Source organism: Kribbella sp. NPDC020701 (assembly GCF_055562215.1).
Genome location: NZ_JBVHFT010000003.1, coordinates 153,605 through 166,480 on the forward strand (window position 1 = coordinate 153,605; position 12,876 = coordinate 166,480).

General features: G+C 68.2%; 12 protein-coding genes. 3 read left to right on the top strand and 9 right to left on the bottom strand.

The genetic code is table 11. The annotated features are described in order from the left end of the window. Window positions 1–8: 8 nt before the first annotated feature. The 8 genes from ACZ3HV_RS07790 to ACZ3HV_RS07825 all read right to left on the bottom strand — a co-directional run bounded on the left by ACZ3HV_RS07790 (window position 9) and on the right by ACZ3HV_RS07825 (window position 9,411). The gene (locus ACZ3HV_RS07790; RefSeq protein ID WP_465681962.1) at window positions 9–773 is read right to left on the bottom strand and encodes a GDSL-type esterase/lipase family protein; all 765 of its coding nucleotides are present in this window, start codon (window positions 771–773) and stop codon (window positions 9–11) included. 515 nt (window positions 774–1,288) lie between these two features. Continuing rightward, window positions 1,289–1,906, bottom strand: coding sequence for a YesL family protein (locus ACZ3HV_RS07795; RefSeq protein WP_465681964.1), 618 nt, complete (start codon window positions 1,904–1,906; stop codon window positions 1,289–1,291). After that, a complete protein-coding gene (locus tag ACZ3HV_RS07800; protein WP_465681966.1) occupies window positions 1,903–3,825 on the bottom strand; it encodes a heparinase II/III family protein in 1,923 nt (640 codons plus the stop codon). The genes ACZ3HV_RS07795 and ACZ3HV_RS07800 overlap by 4 nt, the downstream gene beginning before the upstream one ends. Next, on the bottom strand, window positions 3,825–5,534 hold the full coding sequence (locus ACZ3HV_RS07805; RefSeq protein ID WP_465681968.1) for a heparinase II/III domain-containing protein: 1,710 nt from the start codon (window positions 5,532–5,534) through the stop codon (window positions 3,825–3,827). The genes ACZ3HV_RS07800 and ACZ3HV_RS07805 overlap by 1 nt, the downstream gene beginning before the upstream one ends. After that, window positions 5,522–6,286 carry an SDR family NAD(P)-dependent oxidoreductase gene (locus ACZ3HV_RS07810; RefSeq protein WP_465681970.1) on the bottom strand — a complete coding sequence of 255 codons (765 nt, stop codon included), beginning with the start codon at window positions 6,284–6,286 and terminating at the stop codon, window positions 5,522–5,524. The genes ACZ3HV_RS07805 and ACZ3HV_RS07810 overlap by 13 nt, the downstream gene beginning before the upstream one ends. 23 nt (window positions 6,287–6,309) lie before the next feature. After that, window positions 6,310–7,188: a carbohydrate ABC transporter permease gene (locus ACZ3HV_RS07815; RefSeq protein WP_465681972.1), complete on the bottom strand. Its 879-nt coding sequence runs from the start codon at window positions 7,186–7,188 to the stop codon at window positions 6,310–6,312. Then, on the bottom strand, window positions 7,178–8,113 hold the full coding sequence (locus ACZ3HV_RS07820; RefSeq protein WP_465681974.1) for a carbohydrate ABC transporter permease: 936 nt from the start codon (window positions 8,111–8,113) through the stop codon (window positions 7,178–7,180). Before ACZ3HV_RS07820 ends, ACZ3HV_RS07815 begins: the two co-directional genes overlap by 11 nt. An 8-nt stretch (window positions 8,114–8,121) precedes the next feature. Further along, window positions 8,122–9,411, bottom strand: a complete 1,290-nt coding sequence (locus tag ACZ3HV_RS07825; RefSeq protein WP_465681977.1) for an ABC transporter substrate-binding protein — start codon at window positions 9,409–9,411, stop codon at window positions 8,122–8,124. Window positions 9,412–9,623: 212 nt separating this feature from the next. Here ACZ3HV_RS07825 and ACZ3HV_RS07830 point away from each other — a divergent pair, with 212 nt between their 5' ends. Next, complete coding sequence (locus ACZ3HV_RS07830; RefSeq protein ID WP_465681979.1) at window positions 9,624–10,700, top strand: LacI family DNA-binding transcriptional regulator; 1,077 nt, start codon at window positions 9,624–9,626, stop codon at window positions 10,698–10,700. 13 nt (window positions 10,701–10,713) lie between these two features. Continuing rightward, window positions 10,714–11,517, top strand: a complete 804-nt coding sequence (locus ACZ3HV_RS07835) for a TrmH family RNA methyltransferase (protein WP_465681981.1) — start codon at window positions 10,714–10,716, stop codon at window positions 11,515–11,517. Here the strand turns inward: ACZ3HV_RS07835 and ACZ3HV_RS07840 are convergent. Beyond that, on the bottom strand, window positions 11,514–12,308 hold the full coding sequence (locus ACZ3HV_RS07840; protein WP_465681983.1) for a class I SAM-dependent methyltransferase: 795 nt from the start codon (window positions 12,306–12,308) through the stop codon (window positions 11,514–11,516). The two genes, ACZ3HV_RS07835 and ACZ3HV_RS07840, sit on opposite strands and share 4 nt — an antisense overlap. Before the next feature lie 171 nt (window positions 12,309–12,479). Here ACZ3HV_RS07840 and ACZ3HV_RS07845 point away from each other — a divergent pair, with 171 nt between their 5' ends. Next, on the top strand, window positions 12,480–12,776 hold the full coding sequence (locus tag ACZ3HV_RS07845; protein ID WP_465681985.1) for a putative quinol monooxygenase: 297 nt from the start codon (window positions 12,480–12,482) through the stop codon (window positions 12,774–12,776). The last annotated feature ends 100 nt before the right edge of the window (window positions 12,777–12,876 follow it).

Consider the following 12,876-nt stretch of genomic DNA (forward strand, 5'->3'; position numbering starts at 1 on the left):
GAGTCCTCTCAAACGGATAAGGCGATCGCCTTGGCTCCGGCGGCGTTCGGGTGCAGGCCGTCGCCGCTGTTGAAGGCCGGTCGCAACTGCGCGGGGTCGGCCGGATCACGCAGTACGGCGTCGACGTCGGCTATGCGGTCGAAGATGCGGCCGGATCGGAGTACGTCGTTGACCTGGTGGCGGATCTGGTCGAGCGGTTCGGTGTAACGGATCCAGCCCTTGAAGGGGCCGATGGTTGCCCCGAGCACCTTCAGGTGGTGGTCGCGGGCCCGGCGGGCGAGCTGTTCGTAGCCGGCCAGGAGTCGCGCGGGGTCGGTCTGGCTCGGTGGTTGCTGGATGTCGTTGATGCCGAGGAAGACCAGTACCGCTTGGAGTCCTGGTAGTGCGAGGACGTCGCGGTCGAAGCGTGCTTGACCGCTTGGGCCGAAGCGGGCGTCGTCCAGCAGCAGTCGGTTCCCACTGATCCCGAGGTTGGCGACCGCGGGTCGATGCCGGAACCGCGCGGCGTACTGATCCGGCCAGCGAAGGTTGGCGTCGTCCGGGGTTCCTACTCCTTCGGTGATCGAGTCACCGAGAACCGCCAGCGTCTGCCGGCCGTTCGCGAGTACGTCGACGCCACTCAGCAGGAACACCGACTTCGTCGGCCGATCACCGATCAACCCAGTGGCATGCACGTTCCGGTGAAAGCTCACCGGGCCTGTCGGACCCGGCAAGTACATGCTCACTACCAAGTCGCTGCCGTCCGGTACGGCCAGATCAACAGGATCACTCACCACAGTCGCCCCAGCAGCCAGCACGACCTGCTCATCACCGCCGAACAACACGCGACGGGAGGTGGTGGCAGAAGCCGCAGCAACCGGTTGGTGGGCCCCCGCTACTGTCACGGGGCCCAGTAGGAGAGGTGCCGAGCCGAAAGGGTTGGCGAAACGGAGCCGAAGCTGGGCGGAGGCGGTTCTGCCGGGCGCGGTCCCGGCGGATAGGTGGATGGTGTTGTGGATTGTGGTGTTGGTGAAGCCGGTGGTGGCGTCGAGATCGGTGGGGGTTGGGGCTGTGTGAGCTGCGGCCCAGCTGGTGATCCACCGAGGGTGTGGGGTCGTCGGGACCGGAGCGGCGGGCGAGCCGGCGTGGGCTGTGGCTGGTTTGCCGAGGACTGTGCCGCCTAGGAGTCCGCCTAGGGCTCCGGTGAGGAGGTCTCGGCGGGAGGGAGTGGGCATCAGCAGGTGGTGGTTGGGAGCGGGATCGGGACGGCTCTGGACATAGTGGTCCTCCTGTCGGGCGGTTGGCGGGGCTATGCGTGGTCGGCGACCAGGAGCCCGACCAGTACGGGGACTGTGGTGCCGAGGAGCAGCGGGCCCGCCGGAACGACGAGCGAGACGATCGGGGCCGCGACGGCCGCGCCGAGCAGGGCGGTACCGCGCGGGACGGAGGTGAAGGCGAGCCGGAACGCCGTACGACGCCAGCTGGATGCCGAGCCGGACGGGTCGCGACCGGCGGCAACGGCCAGCGCAAGGTGGTAGGTGACCGCGGCCGCGACCAGCCCGACGTGGATCATGAACAAGGTCAGCACGACCGGCCCGGAATGGCCGGAGAGGAAGGACAAGTTGCTGGCAGCAACCACTGCCGCAACAGTCATCAGGACGGAGTGCGGCAACAACGGACGCCAGTACACGCGCCATCCGGTGAAGACCCCGGCGAAGCACCGGGTGTCGCCGTCGGTCCGCCACCGGTTGAGCGCGAACCCGACCGCCGCCAGCGCCGGCAACCAGGTCACCACGCCCAAGCACAGGATCGAGAACGCCGCCCCCGCAAGCACCGGACTCGCCAACCACCCCAGCCAGTCGACAGCCCGCCGAGTCACCCCAAGACCGTCCCGGCGGGTCACCAGGTGATCGCCCCGGCGGCTCATACCGTGATCCTCCGGTCGGCGGTCTGGATGACGGCCTTGGTTTGCTCGGCGAAGCCCTCGCCCTCGATGACGCCGTCGTCGTCGGCCAACAGGACGGTTTCTCCGTCGAAGGCGATGCCGAAGCCTCGGGTGAGGTCGAGGCGGCGTGCGGTGGGTGGTGCCGGGCGGAGAGCCGAGGTTGGTTCGATCGTCGTCAGCAAGGTCGCCGCCGCACGACGTTCGGCGGTGGCGCGGAGGGTGTGCAGAGTGCGGGTCAGGCGCAGGCTCGGGGTGCTCGAGGTGGGATTCGCCTCGACTTCGGTGACGGCCGACTCGACGGTCAGCGGCGTGTGCAGGCGGACCCAGGCTTGCGCGCCGCCCGAGCGCAGCACGATCTCGTCGTCGAGTTCGAGCGGCCAGTCGGCGTGCAGCAGGAACGTCCAGTCCCGCGGCGACCCAGCGGCACACCGGTCAAGCAGGACCAGCCGGCCGGCGGGCGTGAATACGAGGGTTCGATCGAGTCGGGTGATCTCCAGCTCAGCCGGATACATCGCGGCGATCCGCGCGGTCGCGTGGAGCATCCCGCCCGCCGCGAGTACGTCGACCATCCGGGCCTGGCGCTCGTACGGCGCACCCTTGTAGACGTGGTACCGATCCTCGTCGGCGAAACCCTGCCCGTCGACCAGGATCAGGTTGTGGTCTCCGGCCCGCTTGCGATTGCTGTACCCCTCGTCGACCGCCAGGAAGGCACCCCGCGAGGTGAGCACGAACGACCCGGCGTCCGGATGATGATGCCCGGCACTCAGCGTGTCCCAACCACGCTCGCGGTCGAGCCGGTGCGACGTCTCCCAGGCCCGATGCCCGCCGCCCGGTGCGGCCTTGAACGACACCATCGTTGCCTCGTCGTCCCATCCGGTCCGTGCCGTGACGAGGCCGAGGTCAGGGAAGTACGCCGACAACGGCGTCTTCTCCTCCGGCGGCGTTGCCCGGACGGAGTCGTCGTACCAGAGCAGCTCGAGGTAGGCCTCGGGCAGCACGCCGGGCTTCACGCCACTCGCGTACGCCTCGCGCCAGAAGAAACGGTCGGCGACCAGATCACCGAGCCACTGCGCCTCGCCGATCCGGTAGGCGGAGGCGAGCTTGTAGTAGAGCGCGACGCTGTGGCCGCTGCGGCGATCGTGGCAGTCGCCGTGGTCGATGTTCTCCTCGAAACCGGGCGCACACTGCTGCAGCCGATAGGAGAACGTGTTGGCGAGGAAGGGACACCGGTTCCACCAGTCCAGCCCTTCCTGGTCCTGGAGCAGATCCAGGTACGTCGCCAGCCACGGGACGCCGTACCGCCAGTAGACGACACCCTCCATGTCGGACCCGTCGGCCGGCAGCAGGTCGATCACGGTCGCGAAGTTCTCCTTCGCCCGCTCGGTCCACTCCGTCTTGCCGAGCGCATAGCCGGCCGCGGCGAGGCCCGTGTAGCAGATCCAGTTGTGGTTCTGCCAGTACGACGAACTCCACCAGGACCCCTCGGACTCGACGGCGAACTCGTACAACCGCGATCCCTGCAGCTCCAGCTTCGCGCGCAACTCGTCGGCCAGCTCGAAGTCGTCACCGAGCCAGGCAAGTGCGAGCGACAGCCCGTGCAGCAGCCAGCCGGCGTCGAGGTCGTGGTCGGGCAGGTGCGCCTTGCCCCAGTGCGGGAACCCGATCGCCGCGGAGATCCAGCGCGCGGCCTCGGCCCGGTAGCCGGGGTTGCCGGTCAGGCGGTAGGCCAGGGCGAGGTTCGCGGCGGCCGGGCCGAAGTAGGTGATGCTCGCGGATGGGTGCTCGGTCGGTGGGGTCTGAGTGCGGTACCAGTCGCACTGCTCGCGCAGCCGCCGCCAGCGCGCGGCATGTTGACCGTCCAGTCTGTCGCGCAGGTCGTCCAGACGCTTGTCGATCAGCATCAACGGCCCCCGATCCGATGCACATGCCCGCCGACCGTGACCACGTCGCCGGTCACCTCGACGGCAACGTCGGTGGTCGAGTAGACAGAACAGAAGGTGGCGGAGGTGCCGACAACGGTCCAGTCGAGAACAGTTCGTGTCCGCTGTGGGTCATCTGCCGGCCCAGGTCCCGGTTGAGTCACCGGCACCCCAACACCAAGGTGGTAGCCATACAGCGTTTCCTGGCCCGCCCACACTGTGCGGACCACACCTGGCCCCACCTCCACGGTCAGGTCGACATCGGGGCGGAACTGCAGCACGATCTCGCGTTCCTGATCTGCCATCACCCGGACCACGTCGACGAGATAGCCGTCTCCTGCGATCACCTGCCGCGTCGCGCGGACACCGTCGTACCAATCGGCGACCTCCGCCGTTACCGACATGTCGTCCGTCGTGACAACACCGGTCGCCTCGTTCGGCTCGAGGCCATCGATGCGGATCGTCGGGTGTGCGGCCGCGGACTTGTAGTGGCGCCGCCACTCGGCATGCCCGTACGGCACCTGCCCCGGGTCGGGTTGCCACGGCGTGGTCCCGCCGTACAGGTAGAGCGAGAGCTTGTCATGGTGACCGTGCGATCCACCGTGCGGTCCATGGTCGAGGATCGCGTGAATGCCGCCGGCGCGAATCACCGCATAGCAACCGGTCAGCGGGCGGAGCTGCACCGCGCCCGAGCGTGGTGGGCCTGCGAACCACCCGCCGAACCTGTCCTCGAGACCGTCGTACTCCGCGCCCACTTCCGCGCGGGCGTGGGCGGCAACGGCGTCCAGCCCGTGGTTAGCGGTGAACTGACGTGCGAGGGCAACGATCTCCAGCCACTCCAGCGCGAGCGGGACGCGACGGTACGGACCGTCGTGCAGTGCGGGCAGGATGCCGCCGTCGGTCGCGATCCCGGCGAGCGCGCCGATCATCGCGCCCAGCCGGTCGGGGACGTCAGCGGGATCGGCACCCCGCAGGCTGAGGAGATAAGCCCGGAGGACGAAGCCGTGGTAATACGTGCTGGCTTCCCACTCCCAGCCATCCTCGCCGGTCGCGATCTCCAAGTGCGCGAACTGACCATGTTCTCCGGTCAGCCATTCCTTGTCGCCTTCCCACGGCTCACCCCGTACGGCGGCCGCGGCCTGTCCGGCCACAGTACCGAGCGCGTTGAACCACGCCGTGTAGTTCGAGGAGAACTTGTCCTGGGCAACCATCGCGTCCCGCGCCCGCCGCGCCCCGGCGACCATGTCGTCGAGCATCGGCAATGTCTCGGCCAACCCCGCGTGCCCGACGAGGTTGAGGATCGCGTGCGCGATCGGCACGCCCCAGACCGCATCGGTCAGCGCCTGGTGGAACAGCCGCCCGCGCTGCATCCACCCCTGCGCCTGCTCGTGCTCCCCGGATCTCGTGAGGTCCTGATACAGCCGCGCGTACGACGTGAGGAGCTCGGCGCCGCCACCGTCGTACGAGAGCAAGCGGATCCGCCGCGCCCACCAGTGATGCGCGAGCACCCGCCAGGCGCCCCGCACCGCCGGGGTGTCGACGCGGCAGCCGTACGAGCACGGTACGCCGCCGACCGGAAACTCACCGGTTTCGAACTCGACGTGCTCGAGCTCGACACCGTGCGCCGGGCAGACGTACTCGTGCCACCAGCCACCGCGCTCGGTCGGCGGATGTCCGGTCAGCGAGGCCATGTGCCACCGTCGATGTCGATGGTGATCCCGGTCAAGTAGCCCGACGCCGGCAGCGCGAGGAACCGGACCGCGTTCGCCACGTCCTCGACCTGACCGGCGCGGCCGATCGGCGTACCGGCCACCATGTTCGCCTGGGCCTGCTCGGTGGAGAAGGTCTGGTGGAACGCCGTCTCCGCGATGTAGCCCGGCGCGACCGAGTTGACCGTGATCCGCTGCGGGCCGAGCTCCTTCGCCAGGCCCTTGGTGAATCCACGGATCCCCGCCTTGGCCGCCGCGTAGATCACCGAACCGGGGCCACCGCCGTTGTGCGCGGCGAGCGAGGCCATCGTGATGATCCGCGGGTTGGAGGACTGCGCCAGGTACGGGATCGCGGCCCGGGTGGTGCGGAAGGTGGCGCCGAGGTTCACGTCGACGACCTGCTGGAAGTGTTCGTCGGACATCTCCTCGACCTTGACCCGGCCGATCAGGTGGCCGGCGTTGCAGACCAGGACGTCGAGCCCGCCGAGGAAACCGACCGCATCGTCGAGCAGCCGGTTGACGTCCGCCGTATTCGTGACGTCGGCACCGACCGCGATCGCCTTCCGGCCGAGATCCTCGATGGCGGCGACGGTCTGCGCGGCGGCGTCCGCGGACTTGCCGTAGTGGACCGCGACGTCCGCTCCGGCGGCCGCCAGACCGAGCGCGATCCCGCGGCCGATGCCGTGCCCGGCCCCGGTCACCAGCGCTCGCGTGCCTTGCAGTTCCCCGGTCATAGGTACGTTCCTTTCGCTGAGTGTCATTTGATGCCCGCGGTCGCGAAACCTTGGACGAAGTAGCGCTGCCCGATCAGGAACAAGACCACCATCGGCACGGTGGCCAGCGTCGTACCGGCCATCAGGAACGCCCACTGGGTGTCGTTCTCGGTCCGGAACACCGACAACCCGACCTGGATCACCCGCAGGCTGTCGCTCTTGGTCACCAGCAGCGGCCAGAGGAAGTTGTTCCACGAGCCCTCGAAGGTCAGCAGCGCGACGGTGATGAACGCCGGCTTCACCAGCGGCGTCATGATCCGGGCGTAGATGCCCAACTCGCCGAGGCCGTCCAGCCGGGCCGCCTCCTCGAGCTCGACCGGCAGGTCCAGGTAGAACTGCCGGAACAGGAACACCGAGAACGGGCTGACCGCGCCCGGGATGATCAGCGCCCACCACGTGTCCAGCCAGCCGGTCCCACCCTGACCGGTGATGTCGTTGCCACCGAACAGCGGCATGAACCGCACGATCAGGAACTCCGGAAGGATCTTCGTGTACGTCGGGATCATCAGCGCACCGACGAACCCGAGGAAGATCAGCGAGCTGCCGCGGAACCGCAGCCGCGCCAGCGCGTACCCGGCCATCGAGGCGATCAGCACGTTCAGCAGGGTGTGACTGGCCGCGATGACGAAACTGTTCCGCGCGTACGTCGCGAACGGGGCGGCGTGCAACGCGTCGGCATAGTTGCTGAAGGCCCATTTCGTCGGGAACAGCCGGGGTGGCACCGCGGCGATGTCGGTCGGCGTCTTCAGCGAGGTGAGCAGCATCCAGACGAACGGGACGATCATCACCAGGGAGATCGCGGTCAGTGTCAGGTAGAGGGCGATCCGGCCGGCCCTCATCCGGCGGAGGCCGTCAACGGGCACGGTCGCCTCCGGTGATCCGCCGGTTGACCAGGGTCAGGACCAGCAGCAGCGCGAACAGCACCAGGCTCTGCGCGCAGGCGTAACCCATCCGGAACTCCCGGAACGCGGACTTGTAGATCTCGTACGTCATCATCGTGGTGCTGTTGGCCGGGCCGCCATCGGTCAGGATGTACACCTGGTCGAACGACTGGAACGCGCCGATCACCGAGGTGACGAAGACGAAGAAGGTGGCCGGCTTCAGCAGGGGCACGGTCAGGCTGAAGAACTGCCTGACCTTCGAGGCGCCGTCCACCGACGCCGCCTCGTACAGCTCGGTCGGCAGGCTCTGCAACGCGGCCAGGTAGATCAGCATCTTCAGCCCGATGCCCTGCCAGACACCGACCACGATCACCGCCGGCATCGCCCAGTGCGTCGAGGACAGCCAATTCGGGCCGTCCAGACCAAGGAACGACAGTACGGCGTTCGCCAGGCCGCTGCGCGGATCGTAGATCCACAACCAGACCAGCGCGACCGCGATCGTCGCGGTCACCTGCGGGATGAAGATCGCGGTCCGGAAGATCGCCCGGCCGGCCAGCTTCGTGTTCAGCATCAGCGCGATCAGCAACGCGATCGACATCGCCACCGGGACGGTGAAGAACGTGTAGACGCTGGTGTTCAGCACCGCGCGCCGGAACACGTCGTCGGCGAGCAGGTCGCGGAAGTTCTCCAGGCCGACGAAGCGCGGCGGCGTCAGGACGTCGTACGACGTGAAGCTCAGGACGACTGCGGCGACCAGCGGGATCCCGATCCAGATCAGCGCGTGCAGCAGCGCGGGCGCGACCATCAGCAGCCCGGCCCGTCTCCGACTGCGCAAGAGGCGGCGACGGGGCTGGCTGGTGGCCGGACCGGGTGCGACTTCGCGCACCTTCTCCAGTGTCGACACCATCGTGCCGCTCACAACCGGGAGATCGCTTGCTTGCTCAGGTTCGCCAGCTCGTCGATCGCTTCCTTGGCGGTCTTCTGGCCGACGACCGCGGTCTCCAAGGTGGTCTTGATCTTCTCCCGGATCTCCATCCAGGCCGGCGTACCGCCCTCGGAGCGAGCCTTGCTCATGTTGTCCAGGGCAAGCTTCACGAAGCCGTTGTTCTTGACGTAGTCCGAGGTCCGCAGGTCCTGCACGCCGGGCACCGAACCGCGCTGCTGGGCGGTCGGCAGGATGCTCTCCGGCGTCCCCATGAATTCCACCAGGGCCTGGGCCGCCGCGGCGTGCTTGGTCGAGGCGGAGCGGGCCACCAGGGTCCCGCCCTGCAGCATCGCCGGCACCTTGTTGGCGAGGATGAACGCGCCGACCTTGTCTTCCTTCAGCAGCTCCGGATTCTGCTGCTGCAGCTGCACCCAGAGCGAGTTGTTCGCCATCATCATCGCCGAGCGACCCTGTGCGAGCGTGCTCGGCTGACCGGCGGACGACTTGAACGAGTAGTCACCCGACTTGTCCTTGATCACGTCGAGGAACAGCTGCAACGCCTCGACCCCGCGCTCGTCGTCGAACCTCACCTGCTGACCGGCTTCGTCGAACAGGTTGCCGTCGTTCGCGAACAGGAAGGTCTCCCAGCACTGCCGCAGGTCGATCGAGAACGGGTCGAACCCGACCCGGGTCAGCTTGCCGGAGCCGTCGGCCCGGGCCAGTTCCTTGGCCATCTCGCGCAGTTCGGCCCAGTCCTTCGGCGGCTGCGTGATCCCGGCCTCGGCGAACATGTCCTTGCGGTAGGTGACGATCCGGGTGTCGAGCACCAACGGGAGTGCGTACAGCTTGCCGTCGTACCGGGAGGGCTCGAGGACGCGGTCCTCGTACTGGTAGCGCTTCGCGAGCTCGTCCGGCAGCGGTGCGAGCACCTTCTTGTGCGCGAACGGCGGGATCCAGCCGACGCCGAGCATGACGACGTCCGGCATCAGGCCGCCGGCCAGGCCGGTGGTGAGCTTCTCGTTCAGCGCGGCGTACGTCGTGTAGTCGACGTTGACCGTGACGTTCGGGTTCTTCTGCTTGAACGCCGCCAGCAGCTTGCCCTCGAGCAACTGCTTGCCGGTGCTGCCCTCGAAGATCGGGGTGAGCAGCGTGATCTCGCCCTCGGCGGGACCCTCGGCGGCCGCCTGCCCGTCCCCGGACGGCGATGCGGAACACCCGGTGGCGGCGGCGAACGCGCCGAGGCCGAGGGCCGTCAGGACTGATCTGCGGGAGTACTCCATGGCGCGCCTTTCGTGGTGCTGCGAGATGGGAGTGGTGCAACGATCTACCAGCCGCAGCGGCGCTGCGGATGCGAGCTGGTGCAACGATGCACCGCATGCTAGGAAGCGATTCCGGCGATCGTCAAGAGGCTGAGCTCGATCGGCTTCTGCTGGACTTTCGCCGATTCGTGATGCATCGTTGCACTGCGACATGGCAGAACGACGGGGCGAAGGTGAGGAAGAATGCGCGGGTGGGCATGGGTGAGGTGACGATCCAGCAGGTGGCGACCGAGGCAGGCGTCTCGCCGAGCACGGTGTCGAACCTGCTGAACGGGCGGAACCATCGGATGCTGCCGGAGACCCGGCAGCGGATCGAGACGGCGATCGACAAGCTCGGCTACCGGCCGAACCGCGCCGCCCGGCAGTTGCGCACCGGCCGGAACACCACGATCGGGCTCGTCGTCCCGTCGGTCGGCAACCCGTTCTGGGGTGCGCTGGCCCGGCACCTGGAGTCCGCCGCCCTGGCCGAGGGCTATCACGTGCTGCTCTGCAACTCCGAGCGCGATCCACGCCGCGAACGCGACTACATCGACGAACTGTGGGCCGACGGCGTCCACGGCGTCGTACTGTGCTCGTCGCTGCCGTCGCTCGAGCACGTGCTACCGCTGGTCGAGCGCGGACTCCAGTTGGTCGCCTTCGACCGTACGTCGCAAGCCGGCGATCCCGCGTCACTGGTGAGCATCAGTGTGGACAACGCGATCGGCAGCCAGCTCGCCACGCAGCACCTCACCGACCTCGGCCACCGCCGGCTGGCCTTCGTTTCGGGGGCCTTGGCGAGCGTGAACCGCAAGGAGCGCTATCGCGGTTTCGTCGCCGGGCTCGAGCAGGCCGGCCTCGATCCGGCGGAGGCATTGCGCGCGCCGACCGGCACCGGGGCCGACGACTTCGGCGATGTCGAGGCGTCCGAACTGGGGCGCGCGGCCGCCGCGGAACTGGTGGCGCTGGACGATCCGCCGACCGCGATCGTGGCGATCAACGACATGTGTGCGCTCGGGGTGTGCCGTGGGCTGCGCGACGGCGGGCTCGAGGTCGGCAAGGACGTGTCGGTGGTGGGTTTCGACGACATCGTGCTCGCCGACCTGTACGCGCCCACCCTGACGACCGTCCGCCAGCCGATGCGGGAGATGGCGGCGGCCGCGTTCAGCCAACTCCGGTCCCGGCTGGACGACTCCGGTCCGAAGCAGGGTCAGTCGCTGTTGTTCCGTCCGGAGCTCATCGTCCGCGAGTCGACGGCAGCGCCGCCGTCCTGAGTAGGGTGGTCGGGTGCAGCGGATCACGGCTCGGAATGCCCGGTTTCAGGTGTGGCAGGCGTTGCTGACCAACCGGACCAAGAGGCAGCGGGCCGGGGAGTTCCTGGTCCAGGGGGTCCGGCCGATTTCGGTTGCCGTGGACAACGGATGGCCGGTGCGCACGGTGATCACCGATGCCTCCCGGCCGTTGTCACGCTGGGCACAGGACCTGTTGCAGCGGTTACCCAGCGTGGAGCGGGTGGCGATGGCGGGCGAGCTGCTGGCCGAGCTCGGCGAGAAGGGCGAGGCCGCGCCCGAGCTGATCGCGGTGCTGGAACTGCCGGCCGACGATCTGGACCGGATCGAGGTCCGGCCGGACTTCCTGGGCGTGGTCTTCGACCGGCCGACCGGACCGGGAAACATCGGGTCGATCATCCGGTCCGCGGACGCGTTCGGTGCGCATGGCGTGATCGTCACCGGGCACGCGGCTGACGTCTACGATCCGAAGGCGGTCCGCGCGACGACCGGGTCGCTCTTCGCGGTTCCCGCCGTACGAGTGCCGTCGCATCGTGAGGTCCTCGACTGGGTACGACGGCACGCCGTACCGATCGTGGTCGTGGGCACCGACGAGCACGGATCCGTCGACGTGTTCGACTTCGACTTCACCCAGCCCACGCTGCTCCTGATCGGCAACGAGACAGCTGGTCTGAGCGCCGCGTGGAAAGAAGCCGCGGACCAACTGGTCCGCATCCCCATCACCGGCTCAGCCAGCTCTCTCAACGCCGCCAACGCAGCAACGGCAGTCCTGTACGAGATCTCCCGACAGCGCTCGCGCTAAGCGATGCAGAGGAGTTCGCCGTGCAGGACGGAGATCCAGCCGTCGGGACGGGCGGCCCAGGTTTGCCAGGCCTGGGAGATGGCGGTGAGCGCCTCCTCGGGTACGCCGGCACCGCGAGCCTGATCGGCCAGCGCGGACTTCAGGATGCGGTCCGACCACATGCCGCCCCACCACGCGCGATCGTCTTCGTTCGTGAATGCCCAGTTGGTCGCGGTTGCGTCGACCTTCTCGAAGCCGGCCTCCAGCGCCCAGGACAGCAGTCGCCGGCCGGCGTCCGGCTCGCCGCCGTTCGCGCGGGCCATCCGCTGGTAGAGCGCCATCCACTCGTCCAGCTCGGGCAACTCCGGGTACCAGACGAAGCCGTGATAATCGGAGTCCCGGACCGCGACGATCCCGCCGGGCTTGCACACCCGCCGCATCTCCCGCAACGCCTGCACCGGATCCGCGACGTGCTGCAGGACCTGGTGTGCGTGGACGACTTCGTACGTGTCGTCCGGAAGGTCCAGCGCATGGACGTCACCAACGGCGAACTCGACCTTCACGTCGAGTTCGGCGAAGGTCGACCTGGTGATGTCGAGGGCGGCTTCGCTCGCTTCCAGCGCGGTGGTCCGGCCGGGCTCGACCAGGCGGGCCAGGTCCGCGGTGATGGTGCCGGGGCCGGCGCCGACATCGAGCAGCGACATGCCGGGCCGGAGATGGGGAAGAAGGTAGCCGGCCGAGTTCTCCGCGGTGCGCCAGCTGTGCGACCGCAGTACCGATTCGTGGTGGCCGTGCGTGTACACGTTGTTCATCCCAGGCTCCTTTGCCCTCGCCAGCAAGCCTTACGCTAACTCAGAATCTTGTTTTGTGAGACATATCGTCTCATATGGCGAGCAGGCGGAGATGACCGAATATGGCCAGACCCGGGGTGGGTCCGCGGGCGAATCTTGAGGGGTACCAGAGACCACCTCAGGAGGAATCAAGTGCTGGCAAAGGTGTTTCCGATCAAGTTGAAGGACGGCAACCAGGCGGTGGCCGAGCAGATCGTGCAGGAGTTCGCGCCGAAGGGGCCGGGTGCCGAGGAGGGGACGCTGTCGTTCCGGGTGTACCGCGATCCGGCCAACCCTGACTACCTGCTGTTCGTCGAGCACTTCGCGAACCAGGCGGCGTACGACGCACACACCGGATCGGCGGCGTACAAGGAGCTGATCGCGGGGCGGTTCGCCGACCTGATCGTGGAGTTCGTCGAGATCGACCACCAACTGCTGGTCAGCCTGTGAGCACGCAGGCCGACCTGGCCCGGGGGGGGGGGGGGGGGGGGGGGGGGGAGGAGGGGGGGGGGGGGGGGGGGGGGGGGGGGGGGGGGGGGGGGTTGGGGGT